Source organism: Mangrovibacterium diazotrophicum (assembly GCF_003610535.1).
GTDB lineage: Bacteria > Bacteroidota > Bacteroidia > Bacteroidales > Prolixibacteraceae > Mangrovibacterium > Mangrovibacterium diazotrophicum.
The window spans coordinates 3397204-3414620 of sequence record NZ_RAPN01000001.1; the positions used below are offsets into that span (position 1 = coordinate 3397204).

Here is a 17417-nt window from a genome sequence, read left to right on the forward strand (position 1 = left end):
TTTGGCGACACTAATTTTGGTGAAAACACAATTCCGGCTCGACGATACCGTTTAATTAAATGAAATTCGTTATCTTTTTTCGATAGAAAACTGATGGAATGAAATATTCTTCAAACAAGAAGAACATGATCTGGTGGAATTGAAAAGGTTCTGCTATTTTCGTTTTCCAAAACTAAAAGCCACAGAAATTCAGTAGATGGGACAAACAGCATTAATTACCGGAGCCGCGAAGCGAGTGGGACGCGAAGTAGCGCTTCACCTGGCAGCCAAAGGATGGAACCTGGCGTTGCACTACAATAGCTCAGAAAAAGCTGCAAACAAACTGATTACAGAACTACAGAAGAGTTATCCCGAGCAAAACTTTGTGTTGTTCCAGTCGAACATGCAAAACCCGTTTGCGGTGGAAAGCCTGGTGCCGGAAGTACTTCGGGTATTTGGTCAGCTCGACTTGCTGGTGAATAATGCCGCTGTTTTCGAAGGGGCATCGATTTTCGAAACACACTTCGACCTTTTGGATCGTTTGATGATGATTAATTACCGGGCGCCGTTTTTGTTAATCCGCGACTTTGCGCGCCAAATAGGCAAGGGATTAATCGTGAATTTCGTGGATACCCGCATTACCAACAGTAAGACAGATTATGCTGCTTACAGCCTGTCGAAAAAGGCACTTTGGGAGTTAACCAAAATGGCTGCACTGGAATTTGCGCCGTATATCCGGGTCAATGCAATTGCGCCAGGAGCAACACTTCCTCCGGAAGACAAAGACGAATCGTACCTGTGGTTGATCGCAAAAAAAACGCCGATGCAAAAGCCCAGCGGCATTGAGCCGATCCTGAAAAGTCTGGATTACATTTTGGAAAACGATCACCTTACAGGCCAGTTGCTTTTCTGCGACGGAGGCGAAAATCTGGGACAAACTATTTAGTCAGAGGGAACATTCTGAAAAGCTCAATGTTATCTAAACAAACCACTTCGCTGGTTTAATTTTTATAAACAGGTCGAAGCTCCAAATAGATGTTATGGCAAAAATTCGTGTAAAAAATCTGTTGTTACGAACTTACATCGGTTTTAACCCGGATGAATTGGTAAACAAACAGGATGTAGTTATCAATGTTGAAATTGAGGCGACCGTGCCCGATTCAGCCTTGCAGGAAGATGAACCCGACGGTATTTACGATTATAAATTGATCACCAAAAAGATAATTGCACATGTTCAGGACGGGCAGTTTAAGTTACTGGAGGTGTTGACCTCGAACCTGTTGAATATGATTATGGAAGACGAGCGTGTTACCTATGCGAAGGTTGAGGTTGATAAGCCCCATGCGCTGCGTTTCGCCGAATCGGTGTCTTTTGAGATGGAGGCTCGCCGTTGAATTCGGCGATCATATCCATTGGTTCCAACATCGATCCGGAACAAAATATTGCAAAAATGCTGGCTCTCATGGAAAAGGATTGTCGTGTTTTGATGGTGTCAGAGCTCGTTCGCACGAAGCCAATCGGGATTGAAGATCAGCCCGATTTCGTAAACGGAGCTGCATTGGTAGAAACGGAATTGACCCAAGTCGATTTTAAGCAGTATCTGAAATCGGTTGAGGATGCGCTGGGACGCGATCGCAGCCTGCCGAAATTCGGCCCGCGAACCATGGATTTGGATATCGTGGTTTGGAATGGAGAGATTGTAGACGAAGATTACTATACGCGTGACTTTTTGCGGGATGCTGCGGAAAGTCTCGGATTTAAGAAAGAATAGTTAACGCTGAAATAAACAAGCTTATGAAAATGCTGAAGCAGATTTCCTGGTCGCTGTTACTTGTACTTTTTGTTGGATTTACGGCCTGCCATAAAGATGGCAATGACGATAAAACAGAAACAACCGATGAGGTCCTTGTATCCAGTACTCTGGCCACGAGTTTGTCGCAGTCATTTATTCAAAGCGCCTTGACTCTTCTGGAAAACCAGTACCCTGATGCTTCAGGATTGACTTCTTTTGTACAGTCGGGAGTCAATGTTTACAAAGTCACTTATAAAACTACTTTTGAAGGGGAAGAATTGATTGCATCAGGCCTGATCGCTGTGCCCGCAGCTTCCGGGGAGTACCCGCTTCTTTCATTTCAAAACGGTACTAACGTCTTATACAGCGACGCACCCAGCAAGAATTACGCTTTTAATCCGGATGATCCGGAAAATACGACTGTTGTTTTGGAGTGCATGGCTTCATTGGGTTTTGTGGTTGTAATTCCCGATTATCCCGGCTTTGGTAGCTCTGAGTCGGTTTTCCATCCCTATCTCGAAAAAGAAAACACCTTGCCGTCTCTTACCGATATGATTACCGGTGCGAGCGAGTTGATGGCGAAAGATGAAATTGAAGCCAAGCTGAGTGGAGATCTGTTTTTAGCGGGATATTCACAGGGCGGATGGAGCACGATGCAACTGTTGAAGGAAATTGACCAGAATCCGATGACCGGTTTCGACCTGAAGGCGGCTTCCTGTGGCGCCGGTCCGTATAATTTGAGCCAAATGAACAGCATTGTTTTAGGCAAAGATACTTACCCTATGCCTTACTATTTTGCGTATTTGTTGCAGGCTTACGAATTGCATGGATTAATCACGAACCCACTGTCGGATATGTTTGCTGACAGCTATGCCAGCGCTATTCCGGGTCTGTTCGATTTCGAGACTTCAGGAGGCGAAATCAATGCTGCTTTAACCACCGATATCAGTGCCCTGTTTAAAGCGGATTATATCAGCGGATACAGCAGCGATAGCCAATACGCCAGTGTTAAGTCGGCGCTTTCAGGGAATAGTATCACAGCCTGGAATTTGAGCACGCCTACAATGCTTTTTCACGGTGATGCCGACAATTATGTGCCAATCGAAATCTCCGAGGATTTTATCACTGATTTTCGCTCGATCGGGGTTAGCGAAAGCATGATCTCGTTGACGAAACTGGAAGGTGAGGATCACTCTGGTGGAGTCCTTCCTTTTGGGTTGAAGACAGTGGCTTGGTTCCTGAGCTTGGAGGACTAAGGCCACGAAAAACTGACATTTGACATTCTCGAAAGCCGACAATTTGTGTAACTTTGTCGGCGATAAGTTTTTATAACGATGTGGATTTTTGATCTAGAAACAGCTCTTTCCGGACAACGATTTGTCAACATTAAAAAACGCGATTCCTTCCATTTCCAGTCGCGTTAATTCCCTACGCATGTACGTACGATTCACTTCGGTGAAGCATTAGACAATGCACGTTGGTGTGTTGTAATTGCTATTTAATTCAAGTTGTTTATCAAAAAATTAAAACGATAGGAAATGGAACTTCCTTTTGCAGAAAATTACCGCATTAAAATGGTAGAGCCAATCTACCGCAGTACCCGTGAAGAACGTGAGAACTGGATCCGCAAAGCGGACTACAACCTGTTTAACCTGCGCAGCGAGCAGGTTTACATCGACTTGTTAACCGACAGCGGCACCGGTGCCATGAGCGACCGCCAGTGGGCAGCTGTGATGACCGGCGACGAGAGTTACGCGGGCTCATCTTCGTTCTTTAATTTGAAGGATCGGGTGGAACAGCTTTTCGGTTTTGAGTACATGTTACCTGTTCACCAGGGGCGTGCTGCCGAAAATGTGTTGTTCTCGGTGTTGGTGAAAGAGGGAAATATTGTTCCCGGAAACTCACACTTCGACACAACCAAAGGGCACATCGAATTCCGCAAAGCGAAAGCTGTAGATTGTACGATTGATGAGGCTTTCGACACGACGATCGATCACCCTTTTAAAGGAAATATCGACCTTGAAAAACTACAGTTAGTACTGGAAACATACCCGAAAGACCAAATTCCGATGATCATTGTTACAGTAACCTGTAACACGTCGGGCGGCCAGCCGGTATCGATGCAGAACATGCGCGATGTAAAACAACTGGCCGATGCTTACGGTATTCCGGTTATTTTTGACTCGGCTCGTTTTGCGGAGAATGCCTGGTTTATCAAACAGCGCGAAGAAGGCTATGCAGATAAAACGATCAAAGAAATTGTGCGCGAAATGTACAGCTATGCCGATGGGATGACTATGAGTAGCAAGAAAGACGGGATTGTTAATATCGGCGGTTTGCTGGCAATGCATCGTAAAGATTGGTTCGACCAGGCAACGGTTTACAACATCATGTACGAAGGCTTCCTGACCTACGGTGGTATGGCTGGTCGTGATATGAATGCCTTGGCTGTGGGGCTTGATGAGGCTACTGAAGCCGAGTATTTGGAAGCTCGCATCAGCCAGGTTCACTATCTCGGAAATAAACTGATTGAAGCAGGTGTGCCCGTTCAGCGTCCGTTAGGCGGACATGCCGTATTTGTGGATGCACGCCGCTTTTTGCCGGCTGTTCCGCAGGAAGAATACATTGCGCAGACTTTGGCTGTTGAATTGTATTTGGAAGCCGGTGTGCGTGGCGTTGAGGTTGGTACCTTGCTGGCCGACCGTGATCCGGAAACGCACGAAAACCGCTATCCGGGTAACGAATTCCTGCGTTTGGCTATTCCGCGCCGTACCTACACCAACAATCACATGGATGTTGTTGCAGCGGGATTAATCAACCTGTTTGAGCGTCGCGATACCATTCGTCGTGGCTTTAAAATTGAGCACGAAGCGCCAATTATGCGCCACTTTACAGTTGGACTGAAGAAAGTTGACTAAACGAAGGTCAATTTAAAGCATAAAAAAATCCCGGCTTAAAACCGGGATTTTTTGTTTGTATCGAGTGCTTATTTGCGTGCGTTCGAGAAGAAGTCTCGCTGTGCTTTTATCAAGTTAACGTAGTGCATCAGCAGGTTCTTTGTTTCCGAAATAATGTTGAAGAATAACACGGAATTTCGGGTGTTGACTTCTTTATTTTTAATCCGCTTAATTTGCGCTTTTTCCAGCTGACCTATTTTGATGATCAGATCGTCGCGCTGTTTGATTACGTTGTTGAGTTCTTCGAACTGTTCTTTTTCAACAACCTGGCGGGTCAGGTTTACAAAGTTCGTTGCATCGGTTAAGAAACTTTTTAGTTCAGCCGCCTGAGCGTCCGTAAACGGTTTGTGATTGTTTTCGAGGTGCTCGTGCATCGGGTCAACAAGGTAGCTTAACGAGTGCGAAACCTCACGCATGTAATCCACCAACTGTACATAGAAGTGTCCCAAGTCTAATGAGTCGCTTTGTTGCAGTTTTTCGATTACACTGGAGACCTTGTTCTTCATCTTCTTCGACTTTTTATCGAAAGCCGTTTTCATTTCAACAGCCTCCCGCAATTGAGTGCGTTCTTCGTCGATGAAGCTTTCTACTGCAGTTGAATATACTTGATTAATGGTGATTACGGCGTTAAGAACTTGCTTTTTGGTCTTGTCTATCACTTTGTCGGTGCCATCTGTTTCAATGATGTGCTCCTCTTCCTCGCTTTGTTTGTTGGCTGCTCTTTTACGCAATACAGTGTGCGTACGAACCACGGTAAAGATGGCCAATCCGATGAATACAAAGATCATGAAGTTGCCACTGAGAGAAATAATCAATGCGATTACCAGCGAAACAGTGAAAGCAACCAAAGCAGTCAGGAACCAGCCACCAACTACGGCAAATACGCCTGAAATCCGATATACGGCACTTTCTCTGCCCCAGGCGCGGTCGGCCAGCGAAGTACCCATTGCTACCATAAATGTCACGTATGTTGTTGACAAAGGCAGTTTCAGGGAAGTACCGATGGAGATTAGGATTCCGGAAACAATCAGGTTAATTGCTGCGCGGATTTTATCGAAAGCGGCTTCGTCTTCCAATGCCACAATTTTTTCACCCTTTGGATGCTCAAAACGAGAATCGATAAAGCGGTTCAGGCTGGCAGGTAATATTTTGTGAACGTTTTTGTTGGCTTGCATGGTTTTGCGCACGATAATCCGCGAAAGCATCGATGAGCCAAATCTTTCGTCGCCTTCATTCTGACGAGATAAATCGACGCTGGTAGCAACAACATTCTGTGCTTTTCTTGAAGTAATCAAGGTGATGATCATTACAAAACCGGCAATAACCAACATGTAAGAAGGTGTGGCTACTTTACCTTTCAGCATTTCCATCGAGAACGAATCGGCAGCAATACCTCCACCGGCAATCCAGGCTTTGAATGACTGGAACCCGGCCAACGGCACACCAATAAAGTTTACCAGGTCGTTTCCGGCAAATGCCATGGCAAGGCCGAATGTACCCACAAGAACAATAATCTTCGGGATGTCAATTTTAAATAGCCAGGTAAAAAGCTGAAGAACAACCGTCCAACCAATGAAGCTGAAAATCAAAATCTGAAGCATGTTTTCGGTCATGTATTTCAACATGTCTTCGGTGATGAATGTAGCTCCTTTTGCACCTTTGATGATCATGAAATAGGTCATTGCGGCGATGGATAAACCACCAAAAACAGCCCCGTAATATTTCAGGGTGCGATGCTGACGGAAGGAGAATACCATCCGTGCAATGTATTGAACCAGAGCTCCCACGATGAACGCGATTATCACCGATACTAAAATCCCGGAAATAATGGCCAGTGCTTTTTCACTGTTGATGTACTCGGATAATTGACCGATTGATTGCCCTGCCATCTTAATCTTGATGAACGAAACGGCAACTGCGGCACCCAGTAATTCAAATACAATTGATACGGTTGTCGAAGTTGGTAATCCGAAGGTGTTGAACATGTCAAGCAGGATAACGTCTGTTATCATTACTGCCAGGAAGATGATCATGATTTCGGAGAACATAAACATGTCAGGATGAAAAATCCCTTTACGAGCAACTTCCATCATCCCGCTTGAGAAGACGGATCCAACCAGTACACCCAGTGAGGCAACACCGAAGATGAGCCATTTGGGGGCGGCTTTTGAACCGATTGCAGAGTTGAGGAAGTTCACGGCGTCGTTACTTACACCGACGATTAGGTCTGAAATGGCCAATGCGAAAAGAACGACCACCAGGATAAGATAGAAATGTTCCATTTTTGATTTTTATTAGAATCGCGGGCAAAAATAACCCCTATCGTCAAGGGGCTGAGAAATAAAAATTTAAGAAACGTTTAAATGATTATTAAAATATCATTAAAGGCGAAGTAACTAATTTTTATCCTATTTTTAATATTAAATTGAATTTTCTGTGAAATTGTGCTGTGGATCAGTTTAAATCAAATCAGAGATCTTATTTTTGAAAGGTTGAAGGGCAGGAAAAGTGCTGTGAATTTGGTATTTTTCAGCGTTCTGCCTGTTTTTGATCCAACTAAAAAGTTTTGAATGAAGACATATCCAATTCGGCGCCTGGCGCTCTACCTAACGATTCTGATAACAGGTTTGTGTGCTATTGAAGCCGTCGTTCTGACCGTAATTCCGATGCCGGTCTTTTTCAAAATAGTATTGATTTTGGGCTTGCTCGTCGCTGTCTATTTCCTGTCCGTTTCTTTTCTAACCCGTTATATCAACGATAAAATTGAGCCGATTTACAAAGTAATTCGGGAGATTCCGTTGCAGGGTAAAGCTGTCAAAAACCCGCAGCAGCCATCCAATGAGATTGCTGATGTGCACAAGGAAGTTGAGCAGTGGGCAAAGAACCAGACCCAGGAAATTACGCGGTTGAAAGATTTGGAGCGTTATCGCAAAGAGTTCGTCGGAAACGTTTCGCACGAATTGAAAACGCCGATTTTCAATATTCAAGGCTACATTTTGACCCTGCTGGAAGGAGGGTTGGATGATCCGAAGATCAACATGCTTTACCTGAAACGCACCGAAAAAAGTATCGACCGGATGATTTCGATTGTGGAAGATCTCGAGTCGATTACCAAGTTGGAGTCAGGGGTTCTGCGGTTACGCGTCGAGAGTTTCGATTTTGTGAAACTGGTTGACGACGTGATTGAAATGGAGCAGATGATGGCCAACGAGCGCAAAATTCAATTACTGTTCGAGCGTCCTGAAAAACCGGTTAAAGTTCGGGCCGACAAGAAACGAATCATGGAGGTGATGACCAACCTCGTCGCCAACGGAATCAAATACGGACGTCAGAAAGGTTTTGTGAAAGTTACCTTCTACGATTTGAAAGATCACCTCATGGTTGAGGTCATGGATAATGGGATAGGAATCGATAAAAGTGACCTTCCACGCATCTTTGAACGCTTTTATCGCGTCGACAAATCGCGGTCCCGTGAACAAGGTGGTACCGGTTTGGGTTTATCCATTGTGAAGCATATTATTGAAGCTCACAAACAAACGATCAATGTTAAATCAGAAGTGGACGAAGGAACAACTTTCACTTTCACGCTTGAAAAGTCCAAATGATTTTGGTAAATTTCCTGCAATTCAACTTTAGTTGAAGTTTGACGTTGAAATCAAAAATAAACCAGAAATAAATTCGCTGCTAGTTAACAAGTACCTGATATGAGTGAAGAAAAATACAAAATCCTCTTGGTAGACGATGAAGTCGATATTTTGGAGTTCATCAGTTACAACCTCGAAAAAGAAGGTTTCAAAGTATATACAGCGCAAAACGGCGCCGAAGCAATCAAAGTTGCAGAGAAGAAAGTTCCTCATCTGATTATTTTGGATGTGATGATGCCGGAAATGGATGGTATCGCTGCCTGCGAAGAACTGCGCAAGATTCCGGCTTTACAGAGCTGCATTATTGCTTTCCTGACTGCCCGCGGTGAAGATTATTCGCAAATCGCAGGCTTCGAAGCCGGAGCCGACGATTATATTACGAAGCCTATTCGTCCGAAAGTTTTGGTTAGCCGCGTGAAAGCCTTACTGAAACGTACCGGTGGAAGCAGTACTGCTGCAGCAGCTCCGGTTGAAAATACCAATACCCTGGCCATTGGCGACCTGGTGATCGACAAAGAGCGTTACCTGATTAAAATGAATGGCGAGGAAATGATTCTGCCGCGGAAGGAGTTTGAATTGCTCTCATTGCTGGTATCGAAACCAGGAAAGGTCTTTACGCGCGAAGAGATTTATTACTCGGTTTGGGGTGACAACGTTGTAGTGGGCGACCGTACCATTGATGTTCACATCCGCAAGTTGCGCGAGAAGATCGGAAACGATCATATCAAGACCTTGAAAGGTATTGGTTACAAGTTTGTTGAGTAGTAAAATTCAAAACGATATTCGGAAGCATGGCTCAAAAGTCATGCTTTTTTTATTATCTTTTCCTTATCAATCCCGCTATCTATGAAAGTATTTCTGGTCCTTTTTTGTGCCTTTTTTATCCCGGTTTTGTCTTTTGGGCAGTTTAGCTGGGGTGTAAAAGCAGGAGCTTCTTTTTCAGGTTATCATTCCGAAAGTGCGTCCGGTCTCAATCCGGAGTACAAGTACCAACCCGGTTTTCAAGCAGGCGTTTTTGCCGAGCAGCAGTTGAGTGAACGTTTCAGTTTGCAACCGGAACTACTTTTCAGCTTTCGACGGGCCAAAGCGTCGGTAAAAGAGACCTATTCGATTCCATCAACAACTGGATACACGACGCTGGAACTGGAGATGACGAGCCGCTTTTCACCGCTTTACCTGGATTTGCCGGTTTATTTCAAAATGAATGTAATGGAGGCAAAAACAGGGAAGTTGGCGCTCGGTTTGGGTCCGGTTTTTAGTTATGGTTTGGGTGGAAAGGTAAAAGTTGATGGTAAGCTTGGCTCCGATGAAACTTCCGGCGAGCAAAAGCTTTTTAAAGAGGATGAGTTTGTTTGGACGGACGATTCGGGAAATCAATCGACCGAAATGCTGATGGACGATGCACCTTTCAAACGCTTTGATTTTGGTTGGGGAGGACTCGCCACCTACGAATTGCCTTTGGGTCTGGCATTCAACCTGAGCGCCCAATACGGACTGCTTAATATTAGCAACGACGAGGAGGAAGACCTATATTCCCGCAGCCTTGTGCTCGGGATTTCGTATCGGTTCTAATTGTTGATGCAGCGGGTTAAATCCAGGCCATGATCAGGTAGTTGACCGCAAAGCCAAGAAAGAACCCGGCGTAAACCTGGAGTGGTGTATGTTTACCAAGCACAATTCGCGCGGTACCAACTATTCCGGCTACGAAAATCAGGCTAGCCAGCAATAGTGAGCTGTTAATATTCATGCGTAGAGAGAGTGCCAAAAATGCCCCGATCAGTCCACCGATTCCTGCCAGATGAGCACTGATTTTCCATTTGATTGAAATGATCAGAAGAATGGCAATCGTCAGAACACTGGCAATTAAAACGATTCGGTAGATCGGATAAATCGGTACCTTCCCCAGAAAGTAATATCCAAGGTAGTAGAATACAGCTGTGCTCAGCAAAGGCAGAACCCGGTCTGAGCTTTTATCCAGGTTAATTTTAAAACGCGGCGAAAAAAGCATGAAACTCATGCTGATCAAAGGAAGCAGAAAAGTGCTCATAATGACGATCAGCAGGATGAATTTCTTTGCTTCGTAGGAGATCAATGCAAAGTAAAATCCGGTGTTCATCAGCAACAGAAAACCAAAGGTTGGCATCAGCAGCGGATGAAACAGGAAGGAGACAGCTTTCGCTAGTTTTTGAATCATTTTAAAGGCTTTCGGCGTTACAACTCTTTCCGCATACGGGCTACCGGAATACCCAACTGTTCGCGGTATTTGGCAACGGTACGGCGCGCAATCGGATACGACTTTTCTTTCAGGATTTGGGCCAGACGGTCGTCGGTTAGCGGACGGCGCTTGTCTTCGCCCGAAATACAATCTTCCAGAATTTTCTTGATTTCCCGGGTCGAAACTTCTTCGCCGGTATCTTTTTGCATTCCTTCCGAGAAGAAATATTTCAACGGGAAGATGCCAAAATTCGTTTGGATGTATTTGCTGTTCGAAACGCGCGAAATGGTTGAAATGTCCAATCCGGTGCGGTCTGCAATATCTTTCAGGATCATCGGTTTCAGCTTGGTTTCGTCACCATCCTGGAAGTAGTCTTTCTGAAAGTCGATAATTTCCGACATCGTTACCAGCAATGTTTGGTGGCGTTGACGAATCGCATCGATGAACCATTTGGCCGAGTCCAGCTTTTGCTTCACAAACATCATCGCATCTTTTTGGTCGCGCGATATGTTTTTGCGGTTTTCACTGTAGCTTTTCAGCATGTCCATGTAATGGCCGTTCATGCGCAAATCGGGTACGTTCCGCTGGTTCAACGAAAGCTGCAGCTCACCATCCTGGTTTTCCAAAATGAAGTCGGGGACAATCACCTGGTTCGATTTGGTAAGCGGGTTGCTGTAAGATCCGCCCGGTTTCGGGTTGAGCTTCAAAATCTCGGCAATCGCGTCTTTCAGTTCATCTTCTGATGCATCGTACTTTCGTAAAATCTTATCGTAGTGCTTTTTAGTAAACTCGTCAAAGTTTTCCGAGATGATCTTCTCGGCCAGCATCGACGCAGGTGTTGCTCTTCTGCGTTGAATCTGCAGGAGTAAACATTCTCTCAAATCGCGGGCTCCAACCCCGGCGGGATCGAATTCCTGTATCACTTCGAGCAGTTCTTCCAGCTCTTTCTCGCTGACATTCAGGTTCAGGTTGAAAGCCAAATCGTCGCTGATGGAAAGTAAATCGCGTCGCAAATAACCGTCATCATCAATATTCCCGATGATGTACTCGGCCAGTTTGCGTTTGTCTTCATCCAAATCGGCCAGACCAAGCTGCTCGTGCATCGATTCGTGAAAACTGGTGCCAGCCGAAAACGGCACGTCAATCTGCTTATCGTCTTTTGAATAGTTGTTCGCTGCTAATTTGTATTCGGGGATGTCGTCTTCGTCCATGTAATCTTCCAGCGAAAACTCGTCGCCGTCGCTGTCACTCGAACTGTCGTCATCCGCCATATTGCTTTCTTCGTCCGGCGTGTCGTTCAGCATTTCCAGTACCGGATTTTCCTCCAATTCCTTCTTGATGCGCTGTTCCAACTGCACGGTAGGAATCTCCAGAAGTTTGATCACCTGTATTTGCTGTGGTGATAACTTCTGCAGTAATTTTTGTTGTAAACTTAGTTTCTGAGATGGCATACCGTACTTGTCTAATGTAATCTGTTTGTTTCATGACTGTGTCTGCCGACTTGGCTAAAATCGATTGCAAACACGCTCTGTTTTTCCAAAATTATAATTTTTATGCTTACATCGAACGGATACTGTTAAAAAGCCGGTTGGAGAGCAAGTACCTTTACAATTTAGAAATGATCCGTATTCCGCGGCTTTGCGCAGTTTTCGCTAGATTCCATCAAAAATCAGGCCGTCGGAACCACGACGCCGATTCTTTTTCAATTTGAAGAAAGGCAGGTATTTCACTTTTTTATACCTCACTTTTGGGCCGAAAAGATTGAAGTCGACGCCAAAATTGAAGCTGGAGTAGTCCGAGAATTTGGGCACGAAAAAGGAAAGCATGTTGTCGGTCCCGATGTAAAACTGTGCCGACCTCCATTGGTAAAGCCAACCGAGCGGAATGTTCTCAAATGATTTGCCGTAAACGCCAATTCCGGAGACTAGTGTGGAGTGACTGGAATAGCGGTAGTTTACGAGTGTTGAGAAACTGTTGTGTCCCAGGTTTTCAATTTGGATGTACCGGTTGACAATTCCGATGTTCAGCTGGTTCGACAGTTTGTAATTCAGGCCGAGCAGGAAGGTTGTCGGGATTTTGGTTTTATAGTTCTGCTCTGTGGGGATAATATCGTAAAGTTCGGCAATGTGGTCGACCAAATCTACTTCGTCGGTTTCCTTCACCAATACGCCAAGCTCGGGGTCGAAATGAATGTTCTCGATTTCGTACAGTCCCTCATCGAAATTTAAGTCGTAAACACTCTCTTTCCAGGTGATTGAGCCGAGGTCGAGGACGCTTGCAGTAAATTCCACTTGTGGGTTGATTTTCCAGTTTATTCCGAGATCCATCCCCAAGCCTGTATTTTTTCGGTTGAAAAGGTAATCGGATATGCTTTTGCCGTTCATCACATTGATCTTTGTGATCACGCCGTTTTCTTCGTTGTCAGTAGCCGGAATCGAGAAGAACACGTCGCCGTGTGATTGCGCATAGTAGAGTCCTTCCTGGTCGATCATTTGGCCCCCCAGGGTCGAGGCCATGAACGATTTTCCATAGTACAATTTCACCCGAATACCAAAATCGAGTTTATGCCGAATGAGCTCGTTGGCATAGCCGAACGAGTACTCTCTGAGGTGAACTGACTCGGACGGGAAATCCTGGTTTTCGTACAGGCCGACTGTTTCATCGCCGGTTGTGTTCATCAGGAAGCGGGAAAACTCGCCGCCAAAACGCATCAAAACATAGGCTTTTTCCTTGATCTGGAAATTGAATGCACCGGATGGGGTGTTGATCCCGATATTCAGCAGATTGGCATCGATGTAGTTGTAGGAAAGATCCTTTTTAACCAGGCTCCGGAAAATGACTTTCGATTCATCATCAACTTCATCGGTGAATAAAATCTTCACCACATTGTCGATTGCTTCGCGGTTGTTGTAGCTGACCCCAATTCCCGACATTGGGAAGATGTTGAAGGTGAATTCCTTTTGGTTCTTTAAAAAAGCGGGGTTGTAGCCGGGGGCGTTGTAAAAATCCTTGGTGTGGTAAAACAGAATGTTCGACTGACCTTTGGATGTATTTACGAACAGTATCAGCAGCAAAAGCAGTAAAATTAGTTTGCCATGTAACGTTTTCAACTTCGGCTTGAGGGCAAGAGGACTCGTGCTTTTGGGGTAATGCATTTGGTATCAGTCGATAAAAAATTTACCTCTTCGGATGCCTTTAATTGAGCATGACGAAGAGGTAAACAAATATAATCGTAATAAGCAGGTGTTCGAAATGGCCTGCTCGTTTTTATCAACTTTTCAATGTTGGTAATTCAAATCCGTTGAGGACTAGAATTCTGCATTCTTTGGTGTACGCGGGAAAGCGATTACGTCGCGAATGTTGCCCATTCCGGTAACAAACAGGATGAAACGCTCAAATCCCAATCCGAAACCTGCGTGAGGCACTGTTCCGTAACGACGGGTATCCATGTACCACCACATTTCTTCGGCTGGAATGCCCATTTCGGTCATGCGGGTCATCAGTTTGTCGTAGTCTGATTCACGTTCCGAACCACCAATGATCTCACCAATCTGCGGGAACAGCACGTCCATGGCAGCAACTGTTTTACCGTCATCATTTTGCTTCATGTAGAAAGCCTTAATGTCTTTCGGGTAGTTGATCAGGATAACCGGTTTTTGGAAATGTTTCTCCACCAGGTAACGTTCGTGTTCACTTTGCAGGTCAATTCCCCATTCAACCGGGAACTGGAACTTATTTTTCTTGTAAGGTTTCGAATTCAACAGAATGTCGATGGCTTCGGTGTAAGTACAGCGTACGAAATCGTTGGCCAAAACAAACTGCAACTTTTCAATCAACTCCATCGAGCGTTGGTCTGCTGGTTTGTTTTTTTCCTCTTCCTGTAAGCGGTTGCTCAGGAATTTCAGATCGTCCATGCAGTTGTCCAACGCATATTTGATCAGGTATTTCAGGAATTCTTCCGCCAGATCCATGTTGTCGGCCAGTTCGTAGAAAGCCATTTCCGGTTCAATCATCCAGAACTCAGCCAAGTGGCGGGTTGTATTCGAGTTTTCGGCACGGAATGTTGGTCCGAAAGTATAAATCTCGCCCAAGGCTGTTGCACCCAATTCACCTTCCAGCTGTCCGGAAACCGTCAGGTTTGTCGGGCGGCCGAAAAAGTCTTCTGCGTAGTTGATCTCGCCTTCTTCTGTCATCGGTGGATTCACTGCAGGCAGCGTTGAAACGCGGAACATTTGTCCGGCACCTTCTGCATCCGAACCTGTGATGATCGGTGTATGTAAATAAACAAATCCTTTGCTGTTAAAATAGTTGTGAATGGCAAAAGCCATGGCGTGGCGAATACGGAAAACGGCGCTGAATGTAGCCGTACGGAAACGCAGGTGAGCATTTTCGCGCAGGAACTCCAGGCTGTGTTTTTTAGGCTGAATCGGGTATTTTTCCGGATCAGCTTTTCCGTAAATTTTAATTTCGGTAGCGTTCAGCTCAACGGCTTGTCCGCTACCCTGTGATTCAACCAGTTCGCCGGTAATAGCCAGCGATGCACTGGTATTAATATCCTTCAGTAAGCTTTCTCCAAACTTCTCAACATCGGCAACAACCTGCAAATTATTAATGGTCGAACCGTCATTCAAGGCGATAAAATTGACATTTTTACTACCGCGTTTGGTTCTTACCCATCCTTTCACCAACACTTGCTGGCCTACTTGTCCGCCAGCTAATACTTCTTTAATTTTCAGTCGTTTCATACTGTATTTTCTTATTTTGCAGATTAACCCATGGTTTTTTAAAAGAGAAGAACAAAAGTACATTTTTCTGTTGAAAAACATTAGCAGCCCTGCTCAAAAGTTTAATCATTAGCAGTCAATTAACCTGACCTCGGCGAGTACCATAATTTTCACATTACCGAAAGCTTTCTCCGCTGATCCCGGATTTTTGTCTTTGTTTTATTGATAAATTCTGATTTATTTTAGTTCACTAAACCCACAACAAAATCCACTGCATGAGGATTGAGGACCGTATACTATTCAATGAAATTAAACAGCGGAACCGCAAGGTTTTCGAGGCTTTGTTTTACGAGTATTACCCGGGTTTGGTGCGGTTTGCCGAGAACTTCGTTTTTAATCCCGCCATTTGCGAAGATATTGTTCAAACGCTCTTCCTGTACTTTTGGGAGAATGCGGCGCAGATGAATATCAATCTTTCCCTGAAGGCCTATTTCTACCAGGCGGTTCGTAATCGCTGCCTCAATCATTTGCGCGATCTACAGGTTGAGGACAAACACAAGCTGCTTTACATCGAAGCGAGTCTGGATTGTGATGATCCCGATTTTTTTGAAGAAGTTGATTTGAGCCACGAAGTAGAGCAGGCGATTGCGTCGCTACCGGATCAAATGAAGGAGCTTTTTCTGCTGAAATACCGTGATGGTCTGCGGACTCGAGAGATTGCCGAATTGAAAGAGGTTTCTGAAAATACGGTCAAAACACAGTTGCTTCGTGCAAAGGAGCGACTCCGCAAAAAACTGCTGGACAACACATCTTTGCTTTTTTTCTTCTAAGCTTGTCACCTGTTTTTGGCTGGGGCGTGTCAAAGGGGTAAAAAGCTTAAGATGGCAACCAAGCCTACAATCGATATTAAAATTATTTGGAAATCGGTTCATGGTCAACTGACCACCGATGAAGAAAAACACCTGCAAGACTGGCTGAAGGAAGATTCGTCTCATCGCAGCTACTACCAACAGGTCAAACGATACTACCAAAGCGGTTCTTCTTTTACCGGCTCGAAGTTGGACTTGGACCGGGCCTGGCATTCTTTCGAAGGACGCGAGCGTTCGGCTAAAAAGCGGAAGTTTATACAGAAAATGGCAATCGCCGCGTCAATCGCTGCTTTGGTTGCCCTCATTTCTTCTGTCTTGATTTGGCAATTCCAATCGTCTCCCGAAGTTATCACGAAAAAGCAGGTGAGCCTGATTAAACCGGGCAGCGGCAAAGCAACCTTGTTTTTCGACGACGGCAGAACATACGATCTTACCAATTCGGGAAACCTGGCTTTGAGCGAAGATGGCATTATCATCCAAAACACCGAGAATGGTTTGGCTTATTCGGGTGGCAAACTTGCCGATGGCGAACTTCGGTACAATATTTTGCGCGTACCACGTGGCGGCGAATATGTGCTGACTCTTCCCGATGGAACGCATGTTTGGATGAATGCCGAAAGCTCCATTCGGTATCCGATTCGTTTTGCTGATGATGAACGCAAGGTTGAGCTGCAGGGGCAGGCTTATTTTGAAGTGACACACGACGAGCAGCGGCCTTTCCGGGTTTGGTCGGGCAACCAGGAAATTCGGGTTTTGGGAACACAGTTCGACCTAAAAGCCTATCAAAATGACGAGACCATTACCACAACATTGGTGCAGGGAAGTGTTCGCATTAGTTTGAAGGACAATCCTGAAGTGCAGGAAACACTGGTCCCGAACGAACAATGCACCTTCAATAAAACCGAGAACACATTGGAAAAACGGAAGATTGAAACCTTACCATACATTTCGTGGCGAAAGGGCAAGCTGATGTTTGAAGATGAAGAGCTTTCGGAAATCATGAAAACGCTGCAGCGCTGGTACGATTGCGATGTGGTATTTGCTTCGCAGAGGGCGCGGCATATGAAATTTACCGGCACGCTCAAACGCTACGACGACATCAATGAGGTGCTGAATAAAATTGCAAAAACTAACGAAATCAAAATATATGTAAACGGAAATTCTATTCGCATTGAGTAGTAAAAAACGGGAAATGTTCGCACCATTCCCCGTCATTTGAACACTCAGTGTTAACACT

15 protein-coding genes are annotated in these 17417 nt (G+C 45.0%); 10 read left to right on the top strand and 5 right to left on the bottom strand.

Annotated elements, in window-relative coordinates; genetic code table 11:
- Window positions 1-196 precede the first annotated feature (196 nt).
- From BC643_RS13390 to BC643_RS13410, 5 genes are all read left to right on the top strand, one after another.
- The gene (locus BC643_RS13390; protein WP_120273569.1) at window positions 197-925 is read left to right on the top strand and encodes an SDR family NAD(P)-dependent oxidoreductase; all 729 of its coding nucleotides are present in this window, start codon (window positions 197-199) and stop codon (window positions 923-925) included.
- Between the two features lie 94 nt (window positions 926-1019).
- Entirely contained in the window at window positions 1020-1373 is a 354-nt protein-coding gene (locus tag BC643_RS13395; protein ID WP_120273570.1) for a FolB domain-containing protein, read from the top strand.
- A complete protein-coding gene (folK, locus tag BC643_RS13400; protein ID WP_120273571.1) occupies window positions 1370-1750 on the top strand; it encodes a 2-amino-4-hydroxy-6-hydroxymethyldihydropteridine diphosphokinase in 381 nt (126 codons plus the stop codon). Before BC643_RS13395 ends, folK begins: the two co-directional genes overlap by 4 nt.
- Window positions 1751-1773: 23 nt before the next feature.
- Window positions 1774-3027: an alpha/beta hydrolase family protein gene (locus BC643_RS13405; protein WP_120273572.1), complete on the top strand. Its 1254-nt coding sequence runs from the start codon at window positions 1774-1776 to the stop codon at window positions 3025-3027.
- Window positions 3028-3309: 282 nt separating this feature from the next.
- Window positions 3310-4689 carry a tryptophanase gene (locus BC643_RS13410; RefSeq protein WP_120273573.1) on the top strand — a complete coding sequence of 460 codons (1380 nt, stop codon included), beginning with the start codon at window positions 3310-3312 and terminating at the stop codon, window positions 4687-4689.
- A gap of 68 nt (window positions 4690-4757) precedes the next feature.
- Here the strand turns inward: BC643_RS13410 and BC643_RS13415 are convergent, their stop codons facing one another.
- Window positions 4758-7010 carry an inorganic phosphate transporter gene (locus BC643_RS13415; protein ID WP_120273574.1) on the bottom strand — a complete coding sequence of 751 codons (2253 nt, stop codon included), beginning with the start codon at window positions 7008-7010 and terminating at the stop codon, window positions 4758-4760.
- A gap of 288 nt (window positions 7011-7298) precedes the next feature.
- Between BC643_RS13415 and BC643_RS13420 the strand changes: the two genes are divergently transcribed.
- The 3 genes from BC643_RS13420 (at window position 7299) to BC643_RS13430 (ending at window position 9944) form a co-directional block, all read left to right on the top strand.
- Window positions 7299-8333, top strand: coding sequence for a sensor histidine kinase (locus BC643_RS13420; protein WP_120273575.1), 1035 nt, complete (start codon window positions 7299-7301; stop codon window positions 8331-8333).
- A gap of 99 nt (window positions 8334-8432) precedes the next feature.
- Window positions 8433-9137 (top strand): response regulator transcription factor, encoded by a 705-nt coding sequence (locus tag BC643_RS13425; RefSeq protein WP_120273576.1) that lies wholly within the window; start codon window positions 8433-8435, stop codon window positions 9135-9137.
- A gap of 81 nt (window positions 9138-9218) precedes the next feature.
- Window positions 9219-9944 (top strand): porin family protein, encoded by a 726-nt coding sequence (locus BC643_RS13430; RefSeq protein WP_120273577.1) that lies wholly within the window; start codon window positions 9219-9221, stop codon window positions 9942-9944.
- A gap of 16 nt (window positions 9945-9960) precedes the next feature.
- Here BC643_RS13430 and BC643_RS13435 read toward each other — a convergent pair whose 3' ends face one another.
- The 4 genes from BC643_RS13435 to asnS all read right to left on the bottom strand — a co-directional run bounded on the left by BC643_RS13435 (window position 9961) and on the right by asnS (window position 15332).
- A complete protein-coding gene (locus tag BC643_RS13435; protein ID WP_120273578.1) occupies window positions 9961-10566 on the bottom strand; it encodes a phosphatase PAP2 family protein in 606 nt (201 codons plus the stop codon).
- 17 nt (window positions 10567-10583) lie between these two features.
- The gene (rpoN, locus tag BC643_RS13440) at window positions 10584-12038 is read right to left on the bottom strand and encodes an RNA polymerase factor sigma-54 (RefSeq protein ID WP_120273579.1); all 1455 of its coding nucleotides are present in this window, start codon (window positions 12036-12038) and stop codon (window positions 10584-10586) included.
- Between the two features lie 201 nt (window positions 12039-12239).
- On the bottom strand, window positions 12240-13742 hold the full coding sequence (locus tag BC643_RS13445) for a DUF5723 family protein (RefSeq protein WP_120273580.1): 1503 nt from the start codon (window positions 13740-13742) through the stop codon (window positions 12240-12242).
- A gap of 153 nt (window positions 13743-13895) precedes the next feature.
- A complete protein-coding gene (gene asnS, locus BC643_RS13450; protein ID WP_120273581.1) occupies window positions 13896-15332 on the bottom strand; it encodes an asparagine--tRNA ligase in 1437 nt (478 codons plus the stop codon).
- 254 nt (window positions 15333-15586) lie between these two features.
- Between asnS and BC643_RS13455 the strand changes: the two genes are divergently transcribed.
- On the top strand, window positions 15587-16141 hold the full coding sequence (locus BC643_RS13455; protein WP_120273582.1) for an RNA polymerase sigma-70 factor: 555 nt from the start codon (window positions 15587-15589) through the stop codon (window positions 16139-16141).
- A gap of 51 nt (window positions 16142-16192) precedes the next feature.
- Entirely contained in the window at window positions 16193-17359 is a 1167-nt protein-coding gene (locus BC643_RS13460) for a FecR family protein (RefSeq protein ID WP_120273583.1), read from the top strand.
- Window positions 17360-17417: the final 58 nt, after the last annotated feature.

Excerpts from the sequence above, each read along its gene's own strand:
- BC643_RS13390 (WP_120273569.1), top strand. The coding sequence starts at position 197 with ATGGGACAAACAGCATTAATTACCGGAGCCGCGAAGCGAGTGGGACGC.
- BC643_RS13395 (WP_120273570.1), top strand. The coding sequence starts at position 1,020 with ATGGCAAAAATTCGTGTAAAAAATCTGTTGTTACGAACTTACATCGGT.
- BC643_RS13405 (WP_120273572.1), top strand. The coding sequence starts at position 1,774 with ATGAAAATGCTGAAGCAGATTTCCTGGTCGCTGTTACTTGTACTTTTT.
- BC643_RS13410 (WP_120273573.1), top strand. The coding sequence starts at position 3,310 with ATGGAACTTCCTTTTGCAGAAAATTACCGCATTAAAATGGTAGAGCCA.
- BC643_RS13415 (WP_120273574.1), bottom strand. The coding sequence starts at position 7,010 with ATGGAACATTTCTATCTTATCCTGGTGGTCGTTCTTTTCGCATTGGCC.
- BC643_RS13420 (WP_120273575.1), top strand. The coding sequence starts at position 7,299 with ATGAAGACATATCCAATTCGGCGCCTGGCGCTCTACCTAACGATTCTG.
- BC643_RS13425 (WP_120273576.1), top strand. The coding sequence starts at position 8,433 with ATGAGTGAAGAAAAATACAAAATCCTCTTGGTAGACGATGAAGTCGAT.
- BC643_RS13430 (WP_120273577.1), top strand. The coding sequence starts at position 9,219 with ATGAAAGTATTTCTGGTCCTTTTTTGTGCCTTTTTTATCCCGGTTTTG.
- BC643_RS13435 (WP_120273578.1), bottom strand. The coding sequence starts at position 10,566 with ATGATTCAAAAACTAGCGAAAGCTGTCTCCTTCCTGTTTCATCCGCTG.
- rpoN (WP_120273579.1), bottom strand. The coding sequence starts at position 12,038 with ATGCCATCTCAGAAACTAAGTTTACAACAAAAATTACTGCAGAAGTTA.
- BC643_RS13445 (WP_120273580.1), bottom strand. The coding sequence starts at position 13,742 with ATGCATTACCCCAAAAGCACGAGTCCTCTTGCCCTCAAGCCGAAGTTG.
- asnS (WP_120273581.1), bottom strand. The coding sequence starts at position 15,332 with ATGAAACGACTGAAAATTAAAGAAGTATTAGCTGGCGGACAAGTAGGC.
- BC643_RS13455 (WP_120273582.1), top strand. The coding sequence starts at position 15,587 with ATGAGGATTGAGGACCGTATACTATTCAATGAAATTAAACAGCGGAAC.
- BC643_RS13460 (WP_120273583.1), top strand. The coding sequence starts at position 16,193 with ATGGCAACCAAGCCTACAATCGATATTAAAATTATTTGGAAATCGGTT.